The 25,505-nt window shown below is 70.1% G+C and carries 23 protein-coding genes, 1 tRNA gene and 2 riboswitches; of the genes, 18 read left to right on the top strand and 6 right to left on the bottom strand.

Features of this window, described 5'->3' with window-relative positions; translation table 11 throughout:
• Position 1: 1 nt before the first annotated feature.
• On the bottom strand, positions 2 to 229 hold the full coding sequence (locus tag NCCP_RS12075; protein WP_149957546.1) for a hypothetical protein: 228 nt from the start codon (positions 227 to 229) through the stop codon (positions 2 to 4).
• Between the two features lie 195 nt (positions 230 to 424).
• Here NCCP_RS12075 and NCCP_RS12070 point away from each other — a divergent pair, with 195 nt between their 5' ends.
• Both NCCP_RS12070 and NCCP_RS12065 read left to right on the top strand, forming a co-directional pair.
• Positions 425 to 808 carry a cold-shock protein gene (locus tag NCCP_RS12070; protein ID WP_149957545.1) on the top strand — a complete coding sequence of 128 codons (384 nt, stop codon included), beginning with the start codon at positions 425 to 427 and terminating at the stop codon, positions 806 to 808.
• A 2-nt stretch (positions 809 to 810) separates the two neighbouring features.
• Positions 811 to 1,305, top strand: coding sequence for a DUF3027 domain-containing protein (locus NCCP_RS12065; RefSeq protein ID WP_149957544.1), 495 nt, complete (start codon positions 811 to 813; stop codon positions 1,303 to 1,305).
• A 50-nt stretch (positions 1,306 to 1,355) separates the two neighbouring features.
• Here NCCP_RS12065 and serC read toward each other — a convergent pair whose 3' ends face one another.
• Positions 1,356 to 2,477: a phosphoserine transaminase gene (gene serC / locus NCCP_RS12060; protein WP_149957543.1), complete on the bottom strand. Its 1,122-nt coding sequence runs from the start codon at positions 2,475 to 2,477 to the stop codon at positions 1,356 to 1,358.
• Positions 2,478 to 2,671: 194 nt separating this feature from the next.
• Between serC and NCCP_RS12055 the strand changes: the two genes are divergently transcribed.
• The 11 genes from NCCP_RS12055 to NCCP_RS12005 all read left to right on the top strand — a co-directional run bounded on the left by NCCP_RS12055 (position 2,672) and on the right by NCCP_RS12005 (position 15,319).
• A complete protein-coding gene (locus tag NCCP_RS12055) occupies positions 2,672 to 3,367 on the top strand; it encodes an iron-dependent transcriptional repressor DtxR (protein WP_149957542.1) in 696 nt (231 codons plus the stop codon).
• Positions 3,368 to 3,437: 70 nt separating this feature from the next.
• Positions 3,438 to 3,630, top strand: a riboswitch (cyclic di-AMP (ydaO/yuaA leader).
• 4 nt (positions 3,631 to 3,634) lie between these two features.
• On the top strand, positions 3,635 to 4,717 hold the full coding sequence (locus NCCP_RS12050) for a M23 family metallopeptidase (protein WP_225873819.1): 1,083 nt from the start codon (positions 3,635 to 3,637) through the stop codon (positions 4,715 to 4,717).
• A gap of 132 nt (positions 4,718 to 4,849) precedes the next feature.
• Positions 4,850 to 4,998, top strand: a riboswitch (cyclic di-AMP (ydaO/yuaA leader).
• 6 nt (positions 4,999 to 5,004) lie between these two features.
• Positions 5,005 to 5,823 (top strand): C40 family peptidase, encoded by an 819-nt coding sequence (locus NCCP_RS12045; protein WP_225873818.1) that lies wholly within the window; start codon positions 5,005 to 5,007, stop codon positions 5,821 to 5,823.
• 361 nt (positions 5,824 to 6,184) lie between these two features.
• The gene (locus NCCP_RS12040; RefSeq protein ID WP_149957540.1) at positions 6,185 to 6,682 is read left to right on the top strand and encodes an HNH endonuclease; all 498 of its coding nucleotides are present in this window, start codon (positions 6,185 to 6,187) and stop codon (positions 6,680 to 6,682) included.
• Positions 6,679 to 7,440, top strand: a complete 762-nt coding sequence (gene mobA, locus NCCP_RS12035; protein WP_149957539.1) for a molybdenum cofactor guanylyltransferase — start codon at positions 6,679 to 6,681, stop codon at positions 7,438 to 7,440. Before NCCP_RS12040 ends, mobA begins: the two co-directional genes overlap by 4 nt.
• Positions 7,406 to 7,690, top strand: coding sequence for a DUF6457 domain-containing protein (locus NCCP_RS12030; RefSeq protein WP_149957538.1), 285 nt, complete (start codon positions 7,406 to 7,408; stop codon positions 7,688 to 7,690). The genes mobA and NCCP_RS12030 overlap by 35 nt, the downstream gene beginning before the upstream one ends.
• Before the next feature lie 5 nt (positions 7,691 to 7,695).
• Positions 7,696 to 8,937, top strand: a complete 1,242-nt coding sequence (locus tag NCCP_RS12025) for a molybdopterin molybdotransferase MoeA (RefSeq protein WP_225873817.1) — start codon at positions 7,696 to 7,698, stop codon at positions 8,935 to 8,937.
• Between the two features lie 206 nt (positions 8,938 to 9,143).
• On the top strand, positions 9,144 to 10,127 hold the full coding sequence (fdhD, locus tag NCCP_RS12020; protein ID WP_149957537.1) for a formate dehydrogenase accessory sulfurtransferase FdhD: 984 nt from the start codon (positions 9,144 to 9,146) through the stop codon (positions 10,125 to 10,127).
• Positions 10,124 to 12,487 carry an FdhF/YdeP family oxidoreductase gene (locus NCCP_RS12015; protein WP_149957536.1) on the top strand — a complete coding sequence of 788 codons (2,364 nt, stop codon included), beginning with the start codon at positions 10,124 to 10,126 and terminating at the stop codon, positions 12,485 to 12,487. Before fdhD ends, NCCP_RS12015 begins: the two co-directional genes overlap by 4 nt.
• Positions 12,488 to 12,587: 100 nt before the next feature.
• A complete protein-coding gene (locus NCCP_RS12010; RefSeq protein WP_149957535.1) occupies positions 12,588 to 13,301 on the top strand; it encodes an alpha/beta fold hydrolase in 714 nt (237 codons plus the stop codon).
• Positions 13,302 to 13,444: 143 nt separating this feature from the next.
• Positions 13,445 to 15,319, top strand: coding sequence for an ABC transporter ATP-binding protein (locus NCCP_RS12005; RefSeq protein ID WP_149957534.1), 1,875 nt, complete (start codon positions 13,445 to 13,447; stop codon positions 15,317 to 15,319).
• Here the strand turns inward: NCCP_RS12005 and NCCP_RS12000 are convergent.
• Positions 15,316 to 15,780: an NUDIX hydrolase gene (locus NCCP_RS12000; protein ID WP_149957533.1), complete on the bottom strand. Its 465-nt coding sequence runs from the start codon at positions 15,778 to 15,780 to the stop codon at positions 15,316 to 15,318. The two genes, NCCP_RS12005 and NCCP_RS12000, sit on opposite strands and share 4 nt — an antisense overlap.
• 159 nt (positions 15,781 to 15,939) lie before the next feature.
• Here NCCP_RS12000 and NCCP_RS11995 point away from each other — a divergent pair, with 159 nt between their 5' ends.
• A complete protein-coding gene (locus NCCP_RS11995) occupies positions 15,940 to 17,184 on the top strand; it encodes an ROK family transcriptional regulator (protein WP_149957532.1) in 1,245 nt (414 codons plus the stop codon).
• Here NCCP_RS11995 and NCCP_RS11990 read toward each other — a convergent pair.
• The 3 genes from NCCP_RS11990 to NCCP_RS11980 form a co-directional block, all read right to left on the bottom strand.
• Positions 17,181 to 18,164 (bottom strand): IS481 family transposase, encoded by a 984-nt coding sequence (locus NCCP_RS11990; protein ID WP_149957531.1) that lies wholly within the window; start codon positions 18,162 to 18,164, stop codon positions 17,181 to 17,183. The two genes, NCCP_RS11995 and NCCP_RS11990, sit on opposite strands and share 4 nt — an antisense overlap.
• A gap of 540 nt (positions 18,165 to 18,704) precedes the next feature.
• A tRNA-Arg gene (locus NCCP_RS11985) sits at positions 18,705 to 18,778 on the bottom strand.
• 67 nt (positions 18,779 to 18,845) lie between these two features.
• Positions 18,846 to 19,514, bottom strand: coding sequence for a hypothetical protein (locus NCCP_RS11980; RefSeq protein WP_149957530.1), 669 nt, complete (start codon positions 19,512 to 19,514; stop codon positions 18,846 to 18,848).
• A 71-nt stretch (positions 19,515 to 19,585) separates the two neighbouring features.
• On the opposite strand from NCCP_RS11980, the gene pcrA reads away from it, so the two are divergent.
• The 4 genes from pcrA (at position 19,586) to NCCP_RS11960 (ending at position 25,425) form a co-directional block, all read left to right on the top strand.
• Positions 19,586 to 21,982 (top strand): DNA helicase PcrA, encoded by a 2,397-nt coding sequence (gene pcrA, locus NCCP_RS11975; RefSeq protein ID WP_149957529.1) that lies wholly within the window; start codon positions 19,586 to 19,588, stop codon positions 21,980 to 21,982.
• Positions 21,983 to 22,253: 271 nt separating this feature from the next.
• Positions 22,254 to 23,417 carry an ADP-forming succinate--CoA ligase subunit beta gene (sucC, locus tag NCCP_RS11970; protein ID WP_149957593.1) on the top strand — a complete coding sequence of 388 codons (1,164 nt, stop codon included), beginning with the start codon at positions 22,254 to 22,256 and terminating at the stop codon, positions 23,415 to 23,417.
• Positions 23,418 to 23,437: 20 nt separating this feature from the next.
• Positions 23,438 to 24,358 (top strand): succinate--CoA ligase subunit alpha, encoded by a 921-nt coding sequence (gene sucD / locus NCCP_RS11965; RefSeq protein WP_149957528.1) that lies wholly within the window; start codon positions 23,438 to 23,440, stop codon positions 24,356 to 24,358.
• A gap of 239 nt (positions 24,359 to 24,597) precedes the next feature.
• A complete protein-coding gene (locus tag NCCP_RS11960; RefSeq protein WP_149957527.1) occupies positions 24,598 to 25,425 on the top strand; it encodes a pullulanase X25 domain-containing protein in 828 nt (275 codons plus the stop codon).
• Positions 25,426 to 25,505 lie beyond the last annotated feature (80 nt).

Genomic DNA, 25,505 nt, shown 5'->3' with positions numbered 1-25,505 from the left:
GTCAGGCGCGGCGGCGCTCCTGCCACGACATTGCCAACAGGACGAGCAGCAGGAGGAAGGCCAGGGGAAGCCCCCACAGGCCCACGGCGAACAGTCCCGTCCACGGGGTGGCGCCGGCGACGTAGAACGCCAGGATCGCCGCGAGGCTGAGCAGGGACGCGAGGGCCACCGTGGCGGTGGAAACCAGGACGATCCGGCGCAGCGGGCTTGATTCCTTAGGCGAGTTCACGCCTCCAAAACTAACAGCGGACGCGCGACGCACCAAAGTCCTGTGGGGCAGGGCCATGTCGTACCCTAGAGGAACAGACTTCCCCGGCGTCCGCGTCCGGCCGGCCCACGCGCGGACGGCTTCGGAGCGCCGGGAACCCGGCCGGCCAGGGGGGATCCTCCCGCGCCGCAGCGACGTTAGAGCGAGGTAAACGAAGTGCCATTGGGCAAGGTCAAGTTTTACGACTCCGGCAAGGGGTTCGGTTTTCTGGTCACCGACGACGGGCAGCAGGTCTACCTGCCCGGGTCGGTGTTGCCCAAGGGCGTGACTGAGCTCCGGGCCGGCACCCGCATGGAGTTCGGCATCGCCGAAGGCCGCAAGGGCGCGCAGGCCCTGAACGCCCGCATCGTCGAGGCGGCTCCTTCCGTGGCCCGGGCCAAGCGCACGCCTGCGGAGGAGAACGCGGTGATCATCCAGGACCTGGCCACGGTTCTTGAGGGGATCTCCGCAGGGTTGCGCAAGGGCCGCTACCCGGAAAAGGCCCAGGGGGCCCGCATTGCCGCGGCGCTGCGCCGCGTAGCGGACGATCTGGAAGCCTGACCATGGCCCGCAGACCCAAGCTGGATGCGATGCTCGCCGCAGCGGTCGATGCCGCCCGCGCCGCGGTGCTGGAGATCGCCCCGGCCGAGGCGGTCGGCGCCCACGCCGGGGCGTTCGCCGACGGCGACCGCCTGGTCACCCACCGTTTCACGGCAAACGTGGCCGGCTATGCCGGCTGGGAATGGTACGCCACGCTGTCGCGCATCCCCCGCGGCAAGGAGGCCTCGGTGTGTGAGGTCGGCCTGTTGCCGGGCCCGGGCGCGCTGCTCGCCCCCGAGTGGGTTCCGTGGGCTGACCGCGTGAAGCCCGAGGAGCTGGCCGAACAGCAGGCCGCCGAGCAGGCCGCGCTGCAGGCCGAGCACGACGCCGGGTACGGGCACGAGAACGGGCACGACGGGGACCCGGCCGAGCCGGATCCTGCTGAGCAGGTGATCACCGAACAGGGCATCACCCAACAGGGGATCACCGAACAGGACCTGGCCGAGGCGGACGCCTGACCGGTCCCTTGGGAAGCGCACAGGGGCGGGGCCCCGACTCCCGGGACCGCTTAGAGGTTCTCGATGACGTAGTCGATGCAGCGGGTAAGCGCGCTGACGTCATCCGGTTCGATGGCGACGAAGGTCGCGATGCGCAGCTGGTTGCGGCCCAGCTTGCGGTAGGGCTCGGTGTCCACCACGCCGTTGGCGCGCAGGGCCTTGGCCACTGCGGTCGCGTCGACGGATTCGTCGAAGTCGATGGTCGCGATGACGTTGGAGCGGTCCTCGGCCCGTACCACGTACGGGGTGGCCACAGAGGAGGCCTCGGCCCAGCCGTAAACCCGGGAAGCGGAGTCAGCGGTACGGGCCGCGGCCCAGTCGAGGCCGCCGTTGCCGTTCAGCCACTGCACCTGCGCGTCCAGGGTCACCAGCGTGCTCAGTGACGGCGTGTTGTAGGTCTGGTTCAGCTTGGAGTTGTCGATCGCGGTCTTCAGGTTCAGGAAGTCCGGGACCCAGCGGTCCGTCGCGGCGAGGCGCCCGGCGCGCTCCAGGGCGGCCGGGGAGAACAGCGCCAGCCACAGGCCGCCGTCGGACGCGAAGTTTTTCTGGGGGGCGAAGTAGTAGACGTCGGACTCGCTGACGTCCACGGCCAGGCCGCCGGCGGCCGAAGTGGCGTCAACGAGCACCAGGGCGCCCTCGTCGGCGCCCGCGACCCGCTTGACCGGGGCGGCGACGCCCGTGGAGGTCTCGTTCTGCGGCCAGGCATAGACGTCGACGCCGGCCTCGGCGAGGGGCTCGGGCCGGGTGCCCGGCTCGGCCTTGATGATGGAGGAGGCGTCCAGGAACGGGGCCTTGTTGGTGGCGGCGGCAAACTTGGAGCCGAACTCCCCGAAGGAGAGGTGCTGGGCCTTGTTCTCCACCAGCCCAAAGGATGCAATGTCCCAGAACGCGGTGGAGCCGCCCACGCCGAGCACGACCTCGTAACCCTCGGGGGCCTGGAAGAACTCCAGCAGGCCTTCCTGGACGCTCTTGACCAGGTTCTTCACCGGGGCCTGGCGGTGGGAGGTGCCCAGCAGGTTGGGGCCCGCGGCAACGAGGGCATCGATCTGCTCTTTGCGGACCTTGGAGGGGCCGGCGCCGAAGCGTCCGTCGGCGGGCAGGAGGTCGGTGGGAATGGTCGGGAAGGTGCTCATGCTGCTCCTCGTGGGTGGTCCGGTGACGTGGGGGCGCGTCGGATCGCGAGGACGGCCCACGCAGCCCCATCTTCTCGCAAAATGCCGCCGAACGTGGAACCGCCCGGCAATTGGTTACGGGCACTACAGTTAGGGGAGGCTGCCTGCCGGCTGCCATCTGTTGATCCCCATTGATCCCTACAGGAGTTCCAGCTGTGTCTGATCTGATCGATACCACCGAGATGTACCTGAGGACCATCCTCGAACTCGAGGAGGAGCAGATCACCGCCCTGCGCGCACGCATCGCCGAACGCCTGGGCCACTCGGGTCCCACCGTCTCCCAGACCGTCGCGCGCATGGAGCGCGACGGGCTTTTGGTGGTAACCGAGGACCGGCACCTGGAACTGACCCCGGCCGGCCGCCGCCTGGCCACCGAGGTGATGCGCAAGCACCGCCTGGCCGAGCGCCTGCTGGCCGACGTGATTGGCCTGGACTGGGAATACGTGCACGACGAGGCCTGCCGCTGGGAACACGTGATGAGCGAGCGCGTCGAGCAGCGCCTGTACGAGCTGCTGGGCCGCCCCGCCGATTCGCCGTACGGCAACCCGATCCCGGGCCTTGAGGCCCTGGGCGGACCCGCCGTTACCGGGTTCGCCAACGGGGTCGAGAACCTGGACAGGGCGCTGGCGCGCGGCGTGACCGGACCGGTCGTGGTGGCGCGGCTGGCCGAGACCATCCAGGTCGACCCGGAACTGCTGGCGCAGCTGGACGAGGGCGGGATCCGTCCGGGTGCGACGGTGACGCTGGAACGGGCCGGGGAATACGTGGTGGTTCGGGTCGAGGGCATCGAGGGGGCGCTGGAACTTCCCTCCGAAGTCAGCATGCATGTCTTCGTTTCCTGCGCCGCTTGATAACGGAATTATTACTTTCACGCAACGGTCGCTATCTTAGATAGCGGAGGAGACTCGTTTCCTTCATCCGGTTCGAACGCCTAACCCTGTCGGCGAACCGGATCCGTTCACGCATGACCGACAGGGGCGGAGGATCCACAAATTCCGGTCTGCGGTATTCCCTGCCGCAGCCTTGGGGTGAAGTCGGGTCCGTCTACGGGCTCGGCCGGGTTGATCTCAGACCCGAATCCGACAGCTAACTTCGCCGGCGCCTGAGAGGTTGTCGACTTGACGGAACAAAAGGTTTCCGGCCGCCGCCGGGCGGCCGGGCCCGCGGATGCGGCGCGTCCGGCTCCCGCGCCCGATGTCCGCCGCGAGGCGCCCGCGGTTCCCAGCACCGCTGTGGAAGCCGGGCCCGCCGCTGCAGCGGCCCCCGACGCGGCCGCGCCCCAGCGCCCGCGGGGCGGATCCCGCCGTGCCGCGCAGCCGGTGGTCCGGCCCGCGGTGCCTACGATGGACGCGGACGCCGACGGGTACATCGGGCGCCGCTACACCACGTCCCTGCGCTACAGCGTGCGGAACCCCGAAACCCTGCCGGAACCGGCTCCCGGGCTGCCTCCGGCAGTGGAAGCGGAGCTTCCGGTCCTTCTTCCGGAGACGCCCGCCGGCCCCGCCGCCGCGAGGACGGAGAACGTTGTTGCTTTCCCGCAGCGGGTGCAGCGGGACACGCTCGGCCTGAGCCACAAAATCGCCGCCGTGGCGGCCGTCTCTGGCCTGGCGCTGGCGGCCGCGTACCCGGCCATGGACGACGCCGCCGAGGAGCGCGTGGCTAAGGCCACGGCCGCCGTGGCGGATGTCACCGTGCCGGCCGGGGACGGGTATGCCGTCGAGCGCACCGCCCTCACCAGCACGGTTTCCAAGGATCAGCAGCTGTCGCGGATGATGTCCGCGGCCGGCGGGGACGTCACCACGGTGGAGACGGCCGGGGCCTTGGCCCAGCCGCTCGACGAGGTGCGGATTACCTCCCGCTTCGGGGTCCGTCCGGACCCCTGGGGCGGCGGCGGAACCGTGACCCACATCGGACAGGACTACGGCGCCCAGTGCGGCACCCCGGTAAAGGCCGCGGCCGCGGGGACCGTCGTCCAGGCCGGTTGGGCGGGCCACTCGGGTAACCGCGTGGTGGTCGACCACGGGAACGGGCTGCAGACCACTTACAACCACAACACCAGCCTCAAAGTTTCGGTAGGCGCAAAAGTTAAGCGTGGAGATGTGGTTTCGCTCAGCGGAACCACGGGCAATTCCACGGGCTGCCACCTTCACTTTGAGGTCCTCGTGAATGGCACTGCAGTGGACCCCTCGGGCTGGCTGTAACGGCGAAAATATCGTTCCGTGACCAGAATGTGACTTTTGGGTGATTTTCCGTTACCGTTGTACGTGTGCTGGATCGGCAAGGATCCAACACCCTCGGGCGGAGTGCCGAACACTGCCACCGACCGAGGTCCGTTCGCAGAATCGCTTGGCAGTGGCGGGGGACCCACATTTCGGATCCGCAGGGATCCTTGGGGTTAAGTGTCCGGCCCGGAAACGGGTGGATGCCGAGTGACTCCCACTCGAACCCGACAGCTTACCTCGCAGGCATTGGGAGAGGCCTAACTACCGTGTCCAAGAGCCAAGTACTGGGTCGCCACCGCGCGACTCCCGTCCGCACCAACCCGCTAGAAACGATCTCGAAGGCCGTTGCGTCCAACGCCGGCTCTGTTGGCCGCCAGGCCGCCGTGATCGCCGCCGCTTCCGGCCTGGTGCTGACCCTGGGCGTTCCGGCCCAGAACACCACCGCTTCCCGTGAGGCCTCGGCCGTTCCCGCCGAGGGCCTGAACACCGAGCGCGTCGCCGTCAAGGCCGTCGCGGTTTCGAAGAACGCGGTCAAGAAGTTCTCCATCGAGCGTGCCGAGCTGACCTCCACCCCGGCTCCGGCCCCGGTTGTCGCCGCCGTCGCAAACACCGTTTCCAGCAGCAACGCCTCCGCCGACGCGCTGGCCCCGACCACGCGCACCAGCGCCGGTGGCGCCGCCACGGCTTCCACTGCCCAGGTCTCCGCAGCAGCCAAGGTTTCCGCCTCCGTGGACACCTCCAAGCTCGGCGGCATCGCGGCCACCGCCGCCAAGTACTCCGGCGTTCCCTACGTGTGGGGCGGCAACACCCCGGCTGGCTGGGACTGCTCCGGCTTCGTCAAGTACGTCTACGCCCAGCACGGGATCAACGTGGCCCGCGGCACCTCCGCCCTGCTGGCTTCCGGCCAGTTCGTGCGCACCAGCACTCCGAAGGCCGGCGACCTGGTCTTCCAGAACGGTGGCGGCCACGTCGGCATCTACCTCGGTGGCGGCAAGATGATCGGCGCCCAGAACCCGACCGTGGACACCATGATCCACGACGTCACCCGCAACCCGCTGTACGGCTACTACACCCTGCGCGGCTAGCACCAGCACCACCAGCCATGAGGCAGGACCCCCACCCTTGGGTGGAGGTCCTGCCTTTTTGCATCCCTGCCCTGTTGGTGTCCGGGACCCTGTTGGTGTCCTGGCTGGGCGGCCAATCTGGGTGTCCGGGCTGGGTATCCCGGCTCGGCGTCCCGGCGATTGGGGGCCTTGGGACGGGGCGGCAGGGGCCCGAGCCGGGCGAAAACCCGGCAAAGTTTCCCGCGACACGTCCCCGGGAGGCGGCCAGCAGGTGTCGCGAACGGGCGCGGGGACTAGGCTAGGACCCGATAGCCCATGCTGGATGCCGCGAGCGCTGCGTCACCGAAGGGCCCGCGGCCCGTCAGGACAACGAGGAACGCTGATGCGAACCCTGGTACTGAATGCTGGATATGAACCGCTTGCGGTCGTCACCTTCCGCCGCGCCCTGCTGCTGGTGCTGACGGACAAGGCCAGCGTGCTGGCCGAGGACGGCGATCCCGTGGTCGGCCCGCGCGAGGTGCTGGGCCGTCCCTCGGTGATCCTGCTGCACCGCTACATCAAGGTCCCGTACCGGGAGGCGGCGGCCGTCACGCGGCGGGGAGTCCTGCGCCGGGACGGACACAGCTGCGGTTACTGTGGCCGCCACGCCTCCACCGTGGACCACATCCAGCCCCGCTCGCGCGGGGGCCAAGACACATGGGAGAACCTGGTGGCCTGCTGCCTTGCCTGCAACAACGCCAAGGGCAACAAGACCCTGCGCCAACTGGGGTGGACGCTGCGCACCGTTCCAACCCGCCCGCACGGGCCCCAGTGGTACATCACCGAACTGGAGCGCCCGGCGCCCGCCTGGACCGACTTCCTGCGGAGCGGGGCCGCATGAACTTCGACGCCGTGGTCGTCGCGGGCGGCCGCGGCAGCCGGCTCGGCGGGGAGCCCAAGCCGCTGCTGGTCCATCACGGAAAGACGCTGCTTGAGCACTCGCTGGAGGCGCTTGCGGAGGCGGCCCGCATCGCGGTTGTGGGCCCCCCGGAGCTGTCGGCCGCGGTTTCACGCTTCGCGGCCGCGGCCGATCCCCGGCAGCTGATCCTGCTCACCCGGGAGCATCCCGCCTTTGGCGGCCCTGCCGCCGCCGTTGCCGCCGGGCTGCATGCCCTGGCGGAAGATACCGGTGCCGCCAACGCCTCGGGAGAATCCGACGATCCGGAACCCGAAGCCCGGGGCGAATCGCCGCTGACCGTCATCCTGGCCGCGGACCTGCTGGACCCCGGGCCCGCCGTCGGCGGGGTCGTGGCCGCCGCCCGGAGCGGGTTCGATCCCGGCTCGGCCTGGGTCCCGGTCGACGCCACCGGCCGGCTCCAGCCGCTCAGCTGCGCCGTGGCCACCGATGCCCTGCGGGCCGCGGTGGAGGCCGCCGAGGCCGGCCCCGGAGGGCTGGCCCACTCCAGCATGATGCTCCTGCTTGCTAAGGTGCACATAGTCCGGCTGGCCCTGGACGGCGTCGAATTCAACGACGTCGACACCTGGGCCGACGCCGGGAGGCACGGCATCGGCCGGCCGGAACGGAACAAGCGGCCCGCGGACGGGACCGCATCAGGAGGAACACGTGGCGGAACAGCCGGAACTGGAACCGTGGGTTAACGAACTGCTGGAGGCATTCGAGATCCCCGATGCTCCCATCGACATCGACGCGGTGCTGTCCCTGGCCGGGGTGGCTGCCCACCAGATTGTCCGTCCCGCCGCCCCGCTCACCACCTACATCGCCGGTTTCGCCGCGGGCCTCGCCGCCGGAAGCGGGCAGGCTTCGGAGGCCGATTCCGTGCGGGCCGCGGACCGCGTGGTGCGCGCGGTGCTGAGCCGCCGCGCCGAGGCCGGCCGGTCCGCCGATTGACGCTGGTGCACCCCACACAGCCGGGCCGCCTTCTGCACGGGTCCCCCGGACACGACCTTTCCTGGCCTGCGGCCCGGGCCGCGGCCTGGGAAGCCGGCGCGCACCTGGCGGCGCACCTGCCCGGCCCCGAGACCGTCCCGCTGCCGGCCGCGGCCGGCCGCGTCCTGGCCGCTGACCTGCGGGCCCGCTACGCGTTGCCGCACTACGCCTCCTCCGCCATGGACGGGTGGGCGGTGGCCGGCCCCGGCCCGTGGAGGCTTCCGCCGGCCACACCCGCCGGCCATGGCGAGCCCCCGCCGCTGGCGGCGGGGCAGGCAGTGCCGATCCTGACCGGCGGCGCCCTGCCCCAAGGCACGACGGCGGTGCTGCGCCGCGAACGTGGCACGGTATCCGAAGACGTGCTGACCGTGACCGGGGGCAGCGCCCTTCCTGACGGGACCGACATCAGGCCCGCCGGCACCGAGGCGGGGGAAGGCGACCTGCTGCTGCCGCGCGGAACGCGCCTGGTGCCCGGGGCCGTGGCAGTGGCCGCGGTCGCCGGCGCCGACACGGTGCCGGTCGCCGCCCCGGTCCCTGTCCGGCTGGTGTTCACCGGCGACGAGGTCGTCACCTCCGGAATACCGGCGCCCGGGCAGGTGCGCGATGCGTTCGGCCCCGTGCTGCCTGCCTGCGTCGCCGGGCTCGGCGGCACCGTGGACTCCACCGCGCGGATTGGCGACAGCCTCGAGGCCACCCTGGAGGCCCTGGACGGGACCGCGGCCCGCCGCGCCCGCATCCTGGTCACCACCGGCGGGACCGGGGCCTCGCCGGCGGACCATGTCCGCCCGGCGGCGCGCGCGCTCGGCGCCGAATTCCTGATCGACGGCATCGCGATGCGCCCCGGGCACCCCGCCCTGCTGGCGCGTTTCCCCGACGGGAGGCTGCTGCTGGCGCTGCCGGGGAACCCGCTGGCCGCGCTGGTGGCGGTGGCGACCCTGCTGGAACCGGCGCTGCGGGCGGCCGCGGGGCAACCGGCGTCGTCCCCGGTGCCCTGCCGTGCGGCCGGGGACGCGCCGCCGTTGCCGGGGCGGCACAGGCTGGTGCCCGCGCGCTGGATCGGCTCCGGCGCCGACCGGGCCCTGGCCCCGGCCGAGCACGTCGGCAGCGCCATGATGCGCGGGCTGGCCCTGGCCGATGCCCTGTTGGTCATCCCGCCCGAGGGACTCCGGGAGGGTGCGGACGCCTGCTGGCTTCCCCTCCCGTGGTAGCGTCAGGCGAAGAGATCTGGGACACACCGCGCGGAAGCGCGCACAGGGCGGCGGGCCAGGGGTCCGGCGCCTGAGGCGCGCCGCGGCAGGGTGCAGGCTAACACCGTGCAGGCCAACACCGTGCAGGCCAACACCGTGCACGGCAACACGGTGCACGGCAAACAGTAAACAGCGGACCGGGAACTGGACCGGAGATGGAGGCGGCAATGGGCAGGCTGACCCGGCGGCAGCGCGTGGTGCGCTTCTCCCTGGGGGAGGCGCCGCGCACCCGTGAGGAGACCATGGCGGCGGAGGAGCCGCTGGAAATCCGGCTGGGAGGCCGCCCGTTCAGCGTCACGATGCGCACTCCGGGGGACGACTTCGACCTGGTCGGCGGATTCCTGGTGGGAGAGGGCGTGGTCTCCGCCGCAGAACACCTGCTCAGCCTGCGCTTTTGCGCCGGGGAGGACGAGGACGGGCGGCAGACCTTCAACGTGGTCGAGGCCCAGCTGGGACCGGGGGCCGCCGTGCCGGACCCCTCGCTGGACCGGCACGTGTACACCACCAGTTCCTGCGGGATCTGCGGGACCGCCTCGATCGACGCGGTGGCGAAGACTTCCCGCTTCGCCCTGGACCCGGAACGCGGACGGGTGGAACTGCCGGTGCTGCTGCGGCTGCCGGAGACGCTGCGCGCGGGGCAGGCGCTGTTCGGCAAGACCGGGGGCGTGCACGCGGCCGCCCTGTTCACCACGGAGGGGGAGCTGCTGTGCCTGCGCGAAGACGTCGGCCGGCACAACGCCGTGGACAAGGTGGTCGGTTGGGCGCTGCGCGAAGGCCGGCTGCCGCTGGCCGACACCGTGCTCCAAGTGTCCGGACGGGCTTCCTTCGAACTGGTCCAGAAGGCCTGGCTGGCCGGGATCCCCGTGCTGTCCGCGGTCAGCGCGCCCTCCTCCCTCGCCGTCGAGCTTGCCCAGCGCGCAGGAATGACGCTGGCGGGTTTCAGCCGCGGCAGCACCGTGAACGTCTACACCCACCCTGGGCGCATCGCCGCTTCGGACGCGGGTGCGGCGGGCCCGCCCGCCGCGGCCCCCGCACCACCGGCCGTACCTGAAGACCCCTATCCCCGGCATCAAGCATCAAGGCAGCCCGCCCGCGGGCAGGCCGCATTGGACGCCACCCCGCATTCGAAGCACGAACAGGAGACCGCATGAACCGCCTCGCACCAGTGGAGGACATCAACGAGGAGGACCTCCGGGTCGGCAAGCCCAAGACCTCGGCGGCCGGGGTGAAGGCGGTGATGGTGGCCCTGGAGCGCGGGATCGCGCAGGCGGGCGTCTCCCGCACGGTGCGGTCCATGCTGAGGGTCAACCAGCGCGGAGGCGTGGACTGCCCGGGCTGCGCCTGGCCCGAGTCGATTACCGGGGCCCGCAAGCCGGCCGAGTTCTGCGAAAACGGGGCCAAGGCCCTGGCCGAGGAAAGCACCACCCGCACGGTCACCCCGGAATGGTGGGAAAAGCACCCCATCGAGGTGCTGCGCAACAAGACCGAATACTGGCTGGGCAACCAGGGCAGGATCACCGAGCCGGTCATCCTGCGGCCGGGGGAGGACCGCTACCGGCGGATCAGCTGGAGCGAGGCGTTCGGCACCATCGCAGACCACATGCGGGCCACCACCCCGGACCGCTGCGTCTTTTACACCTCGGGACGCACCGCCAACGAGACCGCCTTCATGTACCAGCTGTTCGCGCGCTCGCTGGGTACCAACAACCTGCCGGACTGCTCCAACATGTGCCACGAATCGTCAGGTTCGGCACTGCGGCCCACCATCGGCATCGGCAAGGGCACGGTGTCCCTGGAGGACTTCGAGCACGCCGAGCTGATCTTCGTCGTCGGGCAGAACCCGGGAACCAACCACCCGCGGATGCTCTCGGCGCTGGCCGATGCGCGCAAGCACGGGGCGAAGGTCGTGGCGGTGAACCCGCTGCCGGAAGCCGGCCTGCTGGCGTTCAAGGACCCGCAGTCGGTGAACGGGGTGGTGGGCAGCGGCGACCAGATTGCCGATGAGTTCCTGCAAATCAAGGTCGGCGGCGATCTGGCCCTGTTCCAGGCCTTCGGGCACCTGCTGCTCGAGGAGGAGGAACGCGCCCCGGGCACGATCGTGGACCGGGCGTTCGTCGAGGCCCAGACCGACGGGTTCGAGGCCTACCGTTCCGCCCGCGCAACGATCGACTGGGCGCGGACCGAGGAGGCCACGGGGCTCTCCCGGCTGGAAATCGCCTCGATCGCGCAGCTGCTCGCCAAGTCCAAGGCCACCATCATTTGCTGGGCCCTGGGGGTGACCCAGCAGCCGCACTCGGTGGACACGCTGCGCGAGATCATCAACGTCCTGCTGCTGCAGGGCAACTTCGGCAAGCCCGGTGCCGGCGCCTGCCCGGTCCGGGGCCACTCCAACGTCCAGGGCGACCGCACCATGGGCATTTGGGAAAAGCCGACCGAGGACCTGCTGGCCGCGATCGATGCGGAGTTTGGCATCCACAGCCCGCGCGCGCACGGCTACGACGCGGTGGAAACGCTTGAGGCCTTCGAACGCGACGCCGTGGACGTGTTCGTCTCCATGGGCGGGAACTTCTCCCTGGCCTCCTCCGACACCGCGGTGGTCGAGGCCGGAATGGAGCGCGTGGGGCTGACCGTGCACATCTCCACCAAACCCAACCGCTCGCATGTGGTGCACGGTCGCACCTCGCTCATCCTGCCCACGCTGGGGCGCACCGACCGGGACGACAAGCACCCGGGCGGACCGCAGTTCCTCTCCGTCGAGGACTCGATGTCCGTGGTCCACACCACCCAGGGCCGCCTGGCGCCGGTGTCCGACCACCTGCTTGCCGAACCGGTGATCGTGGCCCGGATGGCGGAAGCGGTCCTGGGGCCCGGGCATCCCGTCGACTGGCGGGCGATGGCCGAGGACTACGACGTCGTCCGCGACCACATTTCGCGCGTGCTGCCCGGCTTCGAGGATTTCAACCGCCGGGTGCGCCAGCGCAACGGGTTCGTGCTTCCCAACCCGCCGCGGGACACCCGCACCTTCGGCACGGACATCGGGCGCGCCCGGTTCTCGGTCAGGCCCCTGGAGTACCTCAGCGCCCCCGCAGGACACCTGATCCTGCAGACGATGCGCAGCCACGACCAGTACAACACCACGTTCTACGGCCTGGACGACCGCTACCGCGGCATCTCCCACGGCCGCCGCGTGGTCCTGGTCAACCCGGAGGACCTGGAGGAGCTTGGCCTGCAGGACCGCGACCTGGTCGACGTGATCTCCACCTTCCAGGGCTCCGAACGGCGCGCCAACCGCTTCCGGCTGGTCGCCTACCCCACCGCGCGCGGCTGCGCGGCGGCCTACTTCCCGGAGGCCAACGCGCTGGTCCACCGCGAACTGGTCGCCCGCGAATCCAACACCCCCGGGTACAAGGCCATGATGGTGCGGTTCGTCCCGCACACCGGGGAACCGGACCCGGCCTTCGACGAACGGGAGCAGCCGCTGCGGGCCACCGCGGAGTTCCCGCCCAGCTGAGTCCCGCCCCGGCCGGGGTACCGCGCCGGTCCGGCGCGGTACCCCGGCCGGACGGGACCATCCACCAGCACCGCCACCCGCACCACAAAGGAGCCGCCCGATGCGACCGGTCCTGCTACTGCCGGGGACCCTGGTTCCCGCCTCGGTGTTCGACGCCGTGGTCCCCCTCCTGGAACGCACGGGGAACTTCCGCCCGGTGCCGGTCGAATGGATGCGGGAGGTGCCCGAACCCACGCTGGTCCGGGTGGCCGACCACGTGGCGGCGCTCACCGGCGAAGGGCCGCCCGCGATCCTGGTGGGGCATTCCACCGGGGCCGCGATCGCGGCCATGGCCGCCGTGCTGCACCCGGCCCGGGTCGGGGCGCTGGTTCTGGTCGACGGGGGGCCGAACATGGCGTCCCATGCCTCGATCGGGCCCATGCTGGAGGGCCTGCGGGGCGCCAGCTCAGACGCTGACTGGCGCCGGTACGCCGAGTTGAACGTCTCCTCCGGGGACGCGGCCCAGCGCGAGGCCTGGATCCGGGAAATGGTCGGGTTCAGCCGCGAGGTCGGCGCAGGCCCGGCCCTGAGCGTCTTGGAGAGCCAGGCCAGCGAGGATTTCCTGCGCCGCCCGCCGCTGGAGGGTTTGCCGGTGGAACTGCTCCACGGGGAGCGGGACCCCAAGCGCCGCCCGGTGGATTCGCGCGCCTGGACGCAACTGTTCCCCGCGGCGTGCTTCAAGCTGCTTCCCGGCGTCGGCCACACCCCGCCACTGGAGGCGCCCGCGGAGGTGGCCGCCGCCGTCGAACGCGCCGACGCACGCTGCAGGGGCTGAACCGCGGCACCCGCTGTCCGCCCGGGCGCCAGCCTGGACGGCAGTCCCGGCGGCCCCGGCGGGAGTAGACTCGTGCGCTGGATACGGTTGCAAGGGCCCGGCGGGATATGGCCCACCGGTCGGTGCGGGGAACAGGAACGAACATGAGCATGGAACGGGCCGCCTGGGATTCGCTGTGGCGGATGTCGATGACCAACAAGGGCCGGGCGTTCGCCCCGGGCACGGTGAAGCGCGTGGTCGCCTTCGCGCAGCGCTACCGCGGGCGGCTGGCCGCGTTCATTGCCGTCTCAATCGTCTCCGCAGTGCTGGCCGTGGCCACCCCGGTCCTGGCCGGGCGGGTGGTCGACGCGATCGTCGCCGGTTCCCCCGAATCCACGGTCATCGCCCTGGCCCTGCTGATTGCGCTGGTCGCGGTCGTGGACGCTGCCGTTTCCGTGGTGATCCGCTGGCTCTCGTCCAACCTGGGGGAGGGCATCATCTACGACCTGCGCACCGCGGTCTTCGACCACGTGCAGAGGATGCCGGTCGCATTCTTTACCCGGACCCGGACCGGCGCGCTGGTCAGCAGGCTGAATAATGACGTCATCGGCGCCCAGGCCGCCTTTGCCGGAACCCTGTCCGGGGTGGTGAGCAACGTGGTCGCGCTGGCCCTGACGCTGGTGGTCATGCTCGGCACCTCGTGGCAGGTGACCGTGCTGGCGCTGGTGATGCTGCCGGTCTTCCTCATTCCGGCCCGCCGCATGGGGGCCACCCTCGCCACGCTGCGGCGCGAGGCGGCCAACCACAACGCGGCGATGAGCACCCAGATGACCGAGCGGTTCTCCGCCCCCGGAGCCACCCTGGTGAAGCTGTTCGGCCGCCCGGAGGCGGAGTCTGCCGAATTCGCGGTGCGCGCCGCCCGCGTGCGTGACATTGGCGTCAAGACCGCAATGCGGCAGTTCTTTTTCGTGACGGCGCTGACCCTGGTCGCCGCCCTGGCGCTGGCCCTGGTGTACGGGCTCGGAGGCGTCTACGCGCTGCGCGGGCAGTTGGCCCCCGGCGACGTCGTCGTGCTGGCCCTGCTGCTGACCCGCCTGTACGCGCCGCTGACCGGGCTGGCCAACGCCCGGGTGGAGATCATGAGCGCACTGGTGAGCTTCGACCGCGTCTTCGAGGTCCTGGACCTGGTTCCGCTCATCCGCGAAAAGGAGGACGCCGTCGCGGTGCCGCCAGGCCCGGTGGGCGTACGCTTCCGCGACGTGGACTTCAGCTACCCGAGCGCGGACAGGGTATCGCTGGCCTCGCTCGAGGAGGTCGCGATGCTGGATGGCCGGGGCGGGCAGCAGGTCCTGCACGGGATCGACTTCGAGGTCGCGCCCGGGCAGACGGTGGCCCTCGTGGGCTCCTCGGGCGCGGGCAAATCCACCATCGCCCAACTGCTGGCGCGCCTGTACGACGTCGACTCCGGCGCCGTGGAACTGGCCGGCACGGACGTGCGCTCGGTGTCCTTCGCTTCGCTGCGATCCACCGTCGGGATGGTCACCCAGGACGGGCACCTTTTCCACGAGAGCATCCGTGCCAACCTGCTGCTGGCGGACCCCTCCGCGGACGAGGACCGCCTCTGGGACGCCCTGCGGCGGGCCCGGCTGGAGGCGCTGGTGCGTTCCCTGCCGGAGGGGCTGGACACCATGGTGGGAGAGCGCGGCTACCGGCTCTCCGGCGGCGAACGCCAGCGCATGACCATTGCCCGGCTGCTGCTGGCCTCCCCGCGCGTGGTCATCCTCGACGAAGCCACCGCCGCCCTGGACTCGACCAGCGAAGCCGAGGTCCAGGCGGCCCTGGCGGAGGCGCTTGCCGGACGCACCGCCGTCGTCATCGCCCACCGGCTCTCCACCATCCGCTCGGCGGACGCAATTCTGGTGGTCGAGGAGGGGCGGATCGCCGAACGCGGCACCCACGCGGGACTGCTCGCCGCGGGCGGCCGCTACGCCCAGCTGTACCGGACCCAGTTCGCCGACCCGAGCGGGACAGCCGCCTAGGGGCTGGCTGCCGGGCGTCTGGCTGCCCCCGGCGGTAGGGCTGCCCGGCGTGGGGCTGCCTGAGTGCCCAGCAGTTCGGGCAGCACGTGCTCGCGCAGCAGCGGGGCGATGTCCGTACGGGCCAGCGCCGCCGCCGGGTCCTCCCAGAGCATTTCCTCCAGCTCGGCGGCCACCTTGGGTTCGCCGCGCAGCGGGGCGCCGAACAGGTGGGCGTCGATGAGCGTGTCCGCCTCGTTGGCCGCCGGTCCGGTCCATGTCCCCAGCGGCTCCAGATCCGCGGCGGGAACCCGCAGGCCGAGCTCCTCCTCCAGTTCGCGGCTGGCCGCGTCCGCGGGTGACTCGCCGGGCTCGGGTTTGCCGCCGGGCTGCATGAACACGGTGGTTCCGCGCTTGCGGACCAGCAGGATGCGGCCGTCCGGGTCCAGCAGGCGGACGGCGGACACCGTGAGGATCGAAGGCATGGGCCCACCCTACCAATCCGTCACCTGTCGGGCACTTGACGAACTTCGTGAACCTCCTCAACCATGGGCTGTCCGGGAAATTTCCGGTACGCGGGATGGCTCCGGGAAGCGTGCGGACCTGATAGCTTTACAAGCAATCGACAACGTTTTGGAGACAGCATGCAGCGGGGCACCAACCTAGGCCGGCTCGGGGATTTCAACCAGGCGGTGATTTTCGAATCCATTCGCCGCGCCGCAGGCGGGGTCAGCCGGGTTGAACTCGCGGAGTCGACGGGGCTGTCCCCGCAGACCATCTCCAACGTGGTGCGCCGCCTGCTTGACGAGGGGCTGGTCCGCGAGGACCGCACGGTCGTGCTGGGGCCCGGCAAGCCGCGCACGGTCCTGGAACTGGAGGCCGACCGCCTGCTGAGCCTCGGCGTCCACGTGGACCCGGGGATGGTGAGCGTGGTCATGCTGGACCTGCGCGGGGAAGTCGTAGTCTCCAAGCGCGTGGACGAGCCCTCCCTTGAGGACCCGGAACGCGCCCTTGAGGCGATGGCCAGTGCCGTGGAGGAACTCATCGAGGCGTCCGGGCGGCCCCGCGGGCGCATCCTCGGCGTGGGGGTCGTGGCCCCCGGGCCGATGGACCGGGAGCGCGGTTTCCTGGCCGCCCCGCCGCTTTTGGACGGCTGGAACTACGTGGAGATCGTTGAACCGCTGCGCAGGCGCCTGGACATGGACGTCCTCCTCGAGAAGGACACGATCGCGGCGGCCCTCGCGGAACTGTGGAAGGGCCCCGAGCGCGGGCGCGAGAACTTCGTGTTCATGTATCTGGGGGCGGGCATCGGGGCGGGCATCGTGGTCAACGGGGAGGTGCTGCGCGGGGTCAGCAACAATGCCGGCGAGGTGGGGCACTTCTCGGTCGGGATGGATTTCGTCGAGGAGGGCGCGGAGCCGTGCAGGGAATGCGGGAGGCTGGATTGCCTGGCCGTCGCCTTCTCCTTCGCCCGGGTGGCCGCGTCGGCCCGCCGCCGCGGGATCGACCTGCCGGAGGAGCTGGAGGCCACGGTCGCCGGCCGCGCCGCCGGCATGAACCGCCTCGTGGAACTGGCCTTGGGCGGCAACGGTGAAGCCTCGGCCCTGGTCCGCGGGGGTGCGCGGATGGTCGCCCAGGTGGCCAGCCGCCTGTCCAACGCCCTGGACGTCGACGAGGTGATTTTCGGGGGACCGCTGTGGGCCGCGCTCGACGGCCGCCACCTGGCGACCGTGGCGGAGGTCATCAACGGCGGGTTCGTCGCCCGGGACTTGCATGGGATCAGCGTGGTCAGTTCGGACCTGGGGCACCAGGTGGGCGCCATCGGGGGCGCCTGCGCGGTGATGGACGCGCTGCTTTCCCCCAAGGCCAGCGCCCTGCTGCTGCGCTAGGTGTAATTCCCATTGACGTTGTGAACGCGACTGATGGGGGTTTGGCCGCCGATGCCGAAGTGGGGTCGATGATGATTGTAGTGGTGCAGCCACCGGGCGTAGGCGGCGGCTCGTTCGGCTTCGGAGCGGTAGGGGCGGGCGTAGGCCCACTCGGTGGCCAGTGAGCGGTTGAAGCGTTCGACCTTACCGTTGGTTTGGGGCCGGTAGGGGCGGGTGAAGCGGTGCTTCACGCCAGGTCCTAAGGCTTGGTTGAAGGCGTGGGAGCGGTAGCAGGAGCCGTTGTCGGTGAGCACGGCCTTGATGGTGATGCCGAAACCGGCGAAATAGGCCCGGGCCCGCTGCCAGAACCCGGCGGCGGTGTCCTTGCGCTCGTCGCCGAGGATTTCGGAATAGGCCAGTCGGGTGTGGTCATCGACCGCGTGGTGCAGGAAGGCGTAGCCGGGCCTTTGCCGCCCGGCCGCGCGGTGCTGGGCCGAGGCCCGCCCGTGGATCCGGTGCCCGCCCCCGTTGGGAATCCGTCCCTGCTTCTTGATGTCCACGTGCACCAGGTCCCCGGGCGCTGCGTGTTCGTACCGGCGCGGTACCGCACGGCGCACGGGCAGCCCGGTGGCCCGGTCCAGCGAGCCCAGCGGCGGCATCCGGTACCGGGTCAGGACCTTCCAGACGGTGGAGCGGGCCATGCAAAGGTGCGCGGCGATCCGGTGCGGGCCCCAGCGGCGGGTGAAGCGCAGCGCGAGGATCCGCCGCTCGCGCCGGGCCGGGGTGCGCCGCGGGCTGGTCCTGGGTGCCGAGGACCCATGCAGCAGCCCGTCCGGTCCATGGGCGCGGTACCGGTCGGCCCACTTCTTGGCCGTGGCCGGGGACACCTGGAACCGTTCGGCGGCCCGGCGCACCGGCCAATGCTCCTCGACGACGAGCTGGGCCAGTTTCAGGCGCCCCTGGAACGACAGGGCGGCATTGGCATGGGTAACGTAGGACAAGAGGACCTCCGGTGCGTCGAACTTGAGTGTGGTAACCCAAATCGATACCGGAGGTCCTTCCCGTTCACATCACGCCACGCTGTTCACAACCTCCGTGGGAACTACAGCTAGGTCCTGCTGTTGCGCTGGGAAGAGCGCGGGAAATCCGCGCCCCTGCGGGGAATTGGCTTTGCCGTCAATAAGTACCGGGCGGAGTGCTTCATGAGCAGACACTTGTCGAAACAGTTGTTCATTGTATTGACTTGCTAATTCGAATGGCTTTAGATAATACGTATTGGTCCTGCGGTATCCGAGCTGCCCATCAGGGGTCGCGTGCGAGTCTCAGGGGCCGCCACCGGTTTGATGGGGGAACGGCGGTTCGGCTGTCGGGGGACAGGGCCAAGCCTGGCCGTCGTGCCGGAGTGAGTGGGGATGTTTAAAGGGAGCCGTCTCCGCCACTCCGGCCGGCGGCCTCTTTTGTGCCCGCCTGTTTCGCAAGGCGGGCCTTCCAGGCAGGCCACGCCCGGCTTTTCGGCAGCATGGCGGCGGTCAGGGTCACGGTGCCCCTGACCGGAATCGAACCGATGGCCTACCCTTTAGGAGAGGGTCGCTCTATCCTACTGAGCTACAGGGGCGCGCCCGCGTGAGCGGACCCCCAATACTAATCACAGCCAGGCCCGTGCATCCAACCTGAGCGCCCGGCTAGTCGATTCCGGCCTCCGTGTGCTTGCGCCGGAAGCTCCGCGCGAGGGAGGCCAGGACCACGGCGGCGGCGAGCGCCACCGTGCCGAACAGCAGGACCCAGCCCGCGACGGTGAGGGCGCTGGCCAGCGCAACGTCCCCCGCATCGACGGGGGACCCGGCCGCCTCGGGATGCAGCAGCGCATCAATGGCCGCCTGGCCCCACAGGCGGACCACGGCGAAGCCCAGCGGCACCGCGAACAGCACCCAGCGAAGGACCCGGCGCCGCACGTGCAGGGCGACCGCCAGCAGCGTCGCCGATGCCAGGAACAGCGTGAACAGCACGCCGGCGGTCTTGTGCACGTAGTTCAGCTGGCCCGCCGCGTCCGCGTCCATGGCTGCCCGGAGGGCCTGGACATGGGCTGCGTCGAAGCCGCCGATCAGCTGGTCCGGCATCGCGAGGCCGGCGGAAAGTCCGGTCAGCTGGTTCAGCACCAGCAGGTGGTAGTACCAGAACAGCAAAAGTGCCGCGCAGAACCCGGCCAGCAGGATCAGGCCCGGGTTCGACGCGGGCTGCCGGGGTGGCTGTTGCGCCGGGGCAGGGACGCGCCGGTGCCCGGGCCGCTGCGGACGGGACGGCGCCGGACGCCGGCTCTGCTGGGGGCGGCGCTTGCCGGACTTCCTGGACACGGAGTCGATCCTAGCGGGCGGGCCGGCCCGGCCGGAACGGAACCGGCGCCGAACCGTAGACTGGAAGGACCATGGATTTCCTCTTCGACGACTTCACCGCCCCGGCCCGCCGTCCCGCGCTGCCCGATGCCGCCGCGCTGCTGGAGGGGCTGAACCCGCAGCAGGAAGAGGCGGTCAGGCATGCGGGGTCGCCCCTGCTGATCGTCGCCGGCGCCGGCTCCGGCAAGACCCGGGTGCTGTCCCACCGGATCGCCTACCTGCTGGCCACCGGCAGGGCCCGCCCGCATGAGATCCTCGCGATCACGTTCACCAACAAGGCCGCCGCCGAGATGCGCGAACGCATTGGAGCGCTGGTGGGGGATGCCGCCGACCGCATGTGGATCTCCACCTTCCACTCCTCCTGCGTGAAAATCCTGCGCCGCGAGGCGCCCGCCGTCGGCCTGAAGTCGAACTTCTCCATTTACGACTCCGCCGACTCCCTGCGGCTGATCACCCTGGTGGCCAAGGGGCTGGACCTGGACCCGAAGCGGTTCAGCCCCAAGGCCATGCAGCACAAGATCTCGGCGCTGAAGAACGAGCTGGTCGACGACGAGGACTTTGCCTCGACCGTGTCCGGAAACGACCCGTTCTCCTCGGCCGTGGCGGCGGTCTACCGCGGGTACACGCAGCGGCTGCGCCAGGCCAACGCCATGGACTTCGACGACCTGATTGCCCAGGTGGTGCACATCTTCCGCGCCTTTCCCGCGGTCGCCGACTCCTACCGGCGGCGGTTCCGCCACGTGCTGGTGGATGAGTACCAGGACACCAACCACGCCCAATACGCCCTGGTGCGCGAGCTTACCGGCCCCGAGGGGCAGACCCCGCCGGGCGAACTGACCGTGGTGGGCGACTCCGACCAGTCCATCTACGCCTTCCGCGGAGCCGACATCCGCAACATCGTGGAGTTCGCCAAGGACTACCCGGACGCCCGGACCATCAAGCTGGAGCAGAACTACCGTTCCACCCAGAACATCCTGTCCGCGGCTAACGCGGTGATCTCCCGCAACCCGGACCGGCCGGAGAAGCGGTTGTGGACCGCGGAGGGGGACGGGGCGGGGATCGTGGGCTACGTCGGCGAATCCGAGCAGGACGAGGCCCGCTGGATCGCCGACGAGATCCTGCGGCTCAATGACGAGGAGGGCATCCGCCCCGGCGACGTCGCCGTCTTCTACCGCACCAACGCCCAGTCCCGTTCCCTCGAGGAGCAGTTAATGCGGGTGGACCTGAAGTACAAGGTTGTTGGCGGCACGCGCTTCTACGACCGCAAGGAGATCAAGGACGCGCTGGCCTACCTGCGCGTGCTGGTTAACCCGGACGATGACATCAACGTGCGCCGCATCCTCAACGAACCCAAGCGGGGTATCGGAGAGCGCGCCGAGTACGCTGTGGCCGCGCTCGCCGAACGCGACCGCAGCAGCTTCATGGCCGCCCTGCGCCGCGCCGGGGACGCCCCCGGGCTGGCGACCCGCAGCCTCAATGCCATCGCCGCCTTCGTGAAGATCATCGACGACCTGGCCGTCGTTGCCGAAGGCTCCGGCGCCGCGGCCTCGCTGGAGGCCGTGCTGGAGCAGACCGGTTACCTGGAGATGTTGCGCAAGAGCGAGGACCCGCAGGACGAGTCCCGGGTGGAGAACCTCGCGGAGCTGGTCGCGGTGGTGCGCGACTATGAGCGCGACAACCCGGAGGGGTCCCTGTCCGACTTCCTGGAGCAGGTTTCCCTGGTGGCCGACGCCGACCAGATCCCCGCTTCCCCCACCGACGAGGAGGGTGCGGAGATGGCCCGGCGGGAGGGAGTGGTCACCCTGATGACCCTGCACACCGCCAAGGGACTGGAGTTCCCGGTGGTGTTCCTGACCGGCATGGAGCACGGGATCTTCCCGCACCAGCGATCCATGACGGATGAGAAGGAGCTCGCCGAGGAACGCCGGTTGGCCTATGTGGGGCTGACCCGGGCCCGCCGGCGCCTCTACGTCACCCGGGCCGAGTACCGCAGCCTGTGGGGCCAGTCGCAGTACAACCCGGCAAGCCAGTTCCTGGAGGAGATCCCCGCGCCGCTGATCGACTGGAAGCGCGAGGGCCGCGCCCGCACCCCCTTGGGCGGGTTTGGCGGCTCCCTGCAGCGGGACTTCGCGACCAGCCGCTACGACAAGGGCTCCCACTGGGGGTCCGGGGCCGGCGGGCGCCGTGCCGGCGACCCGGAGGCGGCGACGCTGAGCACCGCCCCGACCGCCCGTGCCGCCGGACGCGTCCAGCCGCAGAAGGAGATCATTGCCCTTTCCGTCGGTGACAAGGTTGGCCACGCGAGCTTTGGCAACGGCGTGGTGCTGGCGCTTGAGGGTACCGGAGACAAGACCGTGGCCAAGGTGAAGTTTGGGGATGCGGAAAAGCGCCTGCTGCTGCGTTACGCACCGCTGACCAAGCTGGCCTAGCCCGACGGGCCCCAGCTGGGCTGGCCCGCCGGCCCGTCAGCGGCCGGAACCAGCCGGCGGCAGGGATTCCCCGTCCCGAACTTCCGCGGTTTTACGCGGATTTTCAAGGTTAAGTCTCTACCTTTTGTAGAACTGTGCGCTTCATCACTAAAGGGATACTCTGAATGGGGCGCCCCGCGCCTAGGGGCTAAAGTTCCCCATGGAGTGGCCGGCTACCCCGTCGGTGCCCTCCGCAGTCAAGAACTACTTCGACGTAGAAGGACACAAGCACGTGGACCTGTATGAGTACCAGGCGCGCGATCTGTTTGAGGCACACGGCGTTCCCGTGCTTGCCGGCATCGTGGCGTACACCCCGGAAGAAGCCAAGCTCGCAGCCGAGAAGATCGGCGGCGTCGTTGTGGTCAAGGCGCAGGTCAAGGTCGGCGGCCGCGGCAAGGCCGGTGGCGTGAAGGTTGCCAAGAACGCGGACGAAGCCTTCGAGCACGCCTCCGCCATCCTTGGCATGGACATCAAGGGCCACACCGTCAACAAGGTCATGATCGCCCAGGGCGCCGACATCGCCGAGGAGTTCTACTTCTCCGTGCTGCTGGACCGCGCGAACCGCAACTACCTGGCCATGTGCTCCGTCGAGGGCGGCATGGAAATCGAGCAGCTCGCCGTCGAGCGCCCCGAGGCCCTCGCCAAGGTCGCCATCAACCCGCTGGTGGGCATTGACCAGGCCAAGGCCGAGGAAATCGTCGCGGCGGCCGGCTTCTCCGCCGAGCTGGCCCCGAAGGTCGCCGACACCATCGTCAAGCTCTGGGACGTCTTCAAGAAGGAAGACGCCACCCTGGTCGAGGTCAACCCGCTGGTCCGCACCGGCGCCGGGGACATCATCGCCCTGGACGGCAAGGTCTCCCTGGACGAGAACGCCGGCTTCCGCCAGCCCGGGCACGCGGCGCTCGAGGACAAGGCCGCCGCCGACCCGATCGAGACGCGCGCCAAGGAACTGGACCTGAACTACGTCAAGCTGGACGGCGAGGTCGGCATCATCGGCAACGGCGCAGGCCTGGTCATGTCCACGCTGGACGTCGTCGCTTACGCTGGCGAAAACCACGGCGGCGTGAAGCCGGCCAACTTCCTGGACATCGGCGGCGGCGCGTCCGCCGAGGTCATGGCCAACGGCCTGGACATCATCCTGAACGACTCCCAGGTCAAGTCCGTGTTCGTGAACGTCTTCGGCGGCATCACCGCGTGCGACGCCGTCGCCAACGGCATCGTGCAGGCCCTGGAGATCCTGGGCGACAAGGCCACCAAGCCGCTCGTCGTGCGCCTGGACGGCAACAACGTCGAAGAGGGCCGCCACATCCTGGCCAAGGCCAACCACCCGCTGGTGACCCTGGCGCTGGGCATGGACGAGGGCGCCGACAAGGCCGCCGAGCTGGCGAACGCCTAAGGATTCAGGGGAAAAATAACATGTCTATCTTTATCAACAAGGATTCCAAGGTCATCGTCCAGGGCATCACCGGCGGCGAAGGCTCCAAGCACACCGCGCGCATGCTGCACGCGGGCACCAACATCGTGGGCGGCGTGAACGCCCGCAAGGCCGGCACCACCGTCACCCACGGCGCCAAGACCCTGCCGGTCTTCGGCTCCGTCGAGGAAGCCATGGCGGAGACCGGCGCGGACGTCTCGATCGTCTTCGTGCCGCCGGCATTCACCAAGGACGCCGTGGTGGAGGCCATCGAGGCCGGGATCGGCCTCGTCGTGGTCATCACCGAGGGCGTTCCGGTGCAGGACGCCGCCGAGTTCTGGGCCCTGGCCCAGTCCAAGGTGGACGCCGAAGGCAAGCAGGTCACCCGCATCATCGGCCCGAACTGCCCCGGCATCATCACCCCGGGCGAGTCCCTGGTCGGCATCACCCCGGCCAACATCACCGGCAAGGGCGGCGTGGGCCTGGTCTCCAAGTCCGGCACCCTGACCTACCAGATGATGTACGAACTGCGTGACCTGGGCTTCTCCACCGCCATCGGCATCGGTGGTGACCCGATCATCGGTACCACCCACATCGACGCCCTGGCTGCGTTCGAGGCGGACCCGGACACCAAGGCGATCGTCATGATCGGCGAAATCGGCGGCGACGCCGAGGAGCGCGCGGCCGAGTTCATCAAGAACAACGTCACCAAGCCGGTCGTCGGCTACGTGGCCGGCTTCACCGCCCCGGAGGGCAAGACCATGGGCCACGCCGGCGCCATCGTCTCCGGATCTTCCGGCACCGCGCAGGCCAAGAAGGAGGCCCTTGAGGCCGCGGGCGTGAAGGTCGGCAAGACCCCGTCCGAGACCGCGCACCTGCTGCGCGAGGTCTACCCGGAGCACGAAGAGCCGTCCAACCTCTAAGGCCCGGCCAGCCCGGGGCAGCCGGGTCCCTTTCGTGGCGACGAAGTCGGCGCGAAAGGGCCTGCCCCGTGCCCCCTTATAGCACGACGGCGGCAGGATCCTCCCCACGGGAAGGTACACCTGCCGCCGTCGTTCTTTTTATACATTCCCGACTTCCAATCGAAACCTTGCTGAGGCAGGCTAGGTTCCGGGTCCGTTCAGGGAGCGTGCCCTGTGTTGTTCTGTGAAAAGGGGATGGTATGGCGAAGGACTCGAAACTCGAGGCACGGCTGAAAGCGGTTCTCGACGGGCTGGCCGCGGCGGACCAGGACGGGGGCAACGCGAACGCGGGGACGGTGCTGTCCATGGCCGTGGCGGCGCACCCCTTCGACGAACAGGAAGCGCACCTGCTTTCCGGCGGCGTTCCGCGCGGGTACAAGGCGCTCACCACCGCGACCGCAAAGCTGGTCAAGGCCGGGTGGATGGTCAAGGGCCGCGGCGGCTGGGCAATCACCGAGGAGGGGCTGCGCGCCCTGGTGGCATTCCCCACCGCCGAGGAACTGGGCGCGGCGCTGGCGGCGGGTACCCCGGTGCCGGCCGACATCGAGCTCCCGGCCCCCGTGGAAGCGGAGCCGCAGGCTGCCGGGCCCGCAGCTGAGCCGGAAACAGCCGGGCCCGAGGCGGCCGGCGAACCCGCGGCCGAGCCGGAGGCTGCCGGCGAGCCCGCAGCGGAGCAGGAAACAGCCGAGCCGGAGGCATCCGAGCCGGAGGCATCCGAGGACCGCTCCGGGCAGCCGGAGTCCGTGGCGATTGCCGGCGACTTCGCCGCACTGCTGGGTGGCGCGGCCGACTGGGCCCCCGAACTGGACGAGGTGCAGATGGAGTTCCACGCCCCGACGCTCAGCTGGGTCCGCACCGTGGACCTGCCGGCCGGCACCTACAGCTTCAAGATCGCGGTAAACCGGTCCTGGGCGGAGAACTACGGCGCCTTTGGCAGCTTTGACGGGGCCAACCACGAGCTCAACCACGGCGGCGGGACGATCACGATCCACTACCGGCACGACACTAAGGACATCACCATCAGCTAGGCGCTGCGGCAGGGCCAGGCTGCGGCAAGGTTTAGGCAGCTGCAGGGTCCAGCCGCCGGCCGGGCGCGGTCCGGCCGGCA

Source organism: Zafaria cholistanensis (assembly GCF_008580665.1).
In the GTDB taxonomy this organism is placed as follows: domain Bacteria; phylum Actinomycetota; class Actinomycetes; order Actinomycetales; family Micrococcaceae; genus Zafaria; species Zafaria cholistanensis.
This window is presented reverse-complemented; position numbering and strand designations above follow the sequence as displayed.

What these genes read in the sequence shown, in the direction of transcription:
- NCCP_RS12065 (WP_149957544.1), top strand. Translation starts at nt 811, where the DNA reads ATGGCCCGCAGACCCAAGCTGGATGCGATGCTCGCCGCAGCGGTCGAT.
- serC (WP_149957543.1), bottom strand. Translation starts at nt 2,477, where the DNA reads ATGAGCACCTTCCCGACCATTCCCACCGACCTCCTGCCCGCCGACGGA.
- NCCP_RS12040 (WP_149957540.1), top strand. Translation starts at nt 6,185, where the DNA reads ATGCGAACCCTGGTACTGAATGCTGGATATGAACCGCTTGCGGTCGTC.
- mobA (WP_149957539.1), top strand. Translation starts at nt 6,679, where the DNA reads ATGAACTTCGACGCCGTGGTCGTCGCGGGCGGCCGCGGCAGCCGGCTC.
- fdhD (WP_149957537.1), top strand. Translation starts at nt 9,144, where the DNA reads ATGGGCAGGCTGACCCGGCGGCAGCGCGTGGTGCGCTTCTCCCTGGGG.
- NCCP_RS12015 (WP_149957536.1), top strand. Translation starts at nt 10,124, where the DNA reads ATGAACCGCCTCGCACCAGTGGAGGACATCAACGAGGAGGACCTCCGG.
- NCCP_RS12010 (WP_149957535.1), top strand. Translation starts at nt 12,588, where the DNA reads ATGCGACCGGTCCTGCTACTGCCGGGGACCCTGGTTCCCGCCTCGGTG.
- NCCP_RS12005 (WP_149957534.1), top strand. Translation starts at nt 13,445, where the DNA reads ATGAGCATGGAACGGGCCGCCTGGGATTCGCTGTGGCGGATGTCGATG.
- NCCP_RS12000 (WP_149957533.1), bottom strand. Translation starts at nt 15,780, where the DNA reads ATGCCTTCGATCCTCACGGTGTCCGCCGTCCGCCTGCTGGACCCGGAC.
- NCCP_RS11995 (WP_149957532.1), top strand. Translation starts at nt 15,940, where the DNA reads ATGCAGCGGGGCACCAACCTAGGCCGGCTCGGGGATTTCAACCAGGCG.
- pcrA (WP_149957529.1), top strand. Translation starts at nt 19,586, where the DNA reads ATGGATTTCCTCTTCGACGACTTCACCGCCCCGGCCCGCCGTCCCGCG.
- sucD (WP_149957528.1), top strand. Translation starts at nt 23,438, where the DNA reads ATGTCTATCTTTATCAACAAGGATTCCAAGGTCATCGTCCAGGGCATC.
- NCCP_RS11960 (WP_149957527.1), top strand. Translation starts at nt 24,598, where the DNA reads ATGGCGAAGGACTCGAAACTCGAGGCACGGCTGAAAGCGGTTCTCGAC.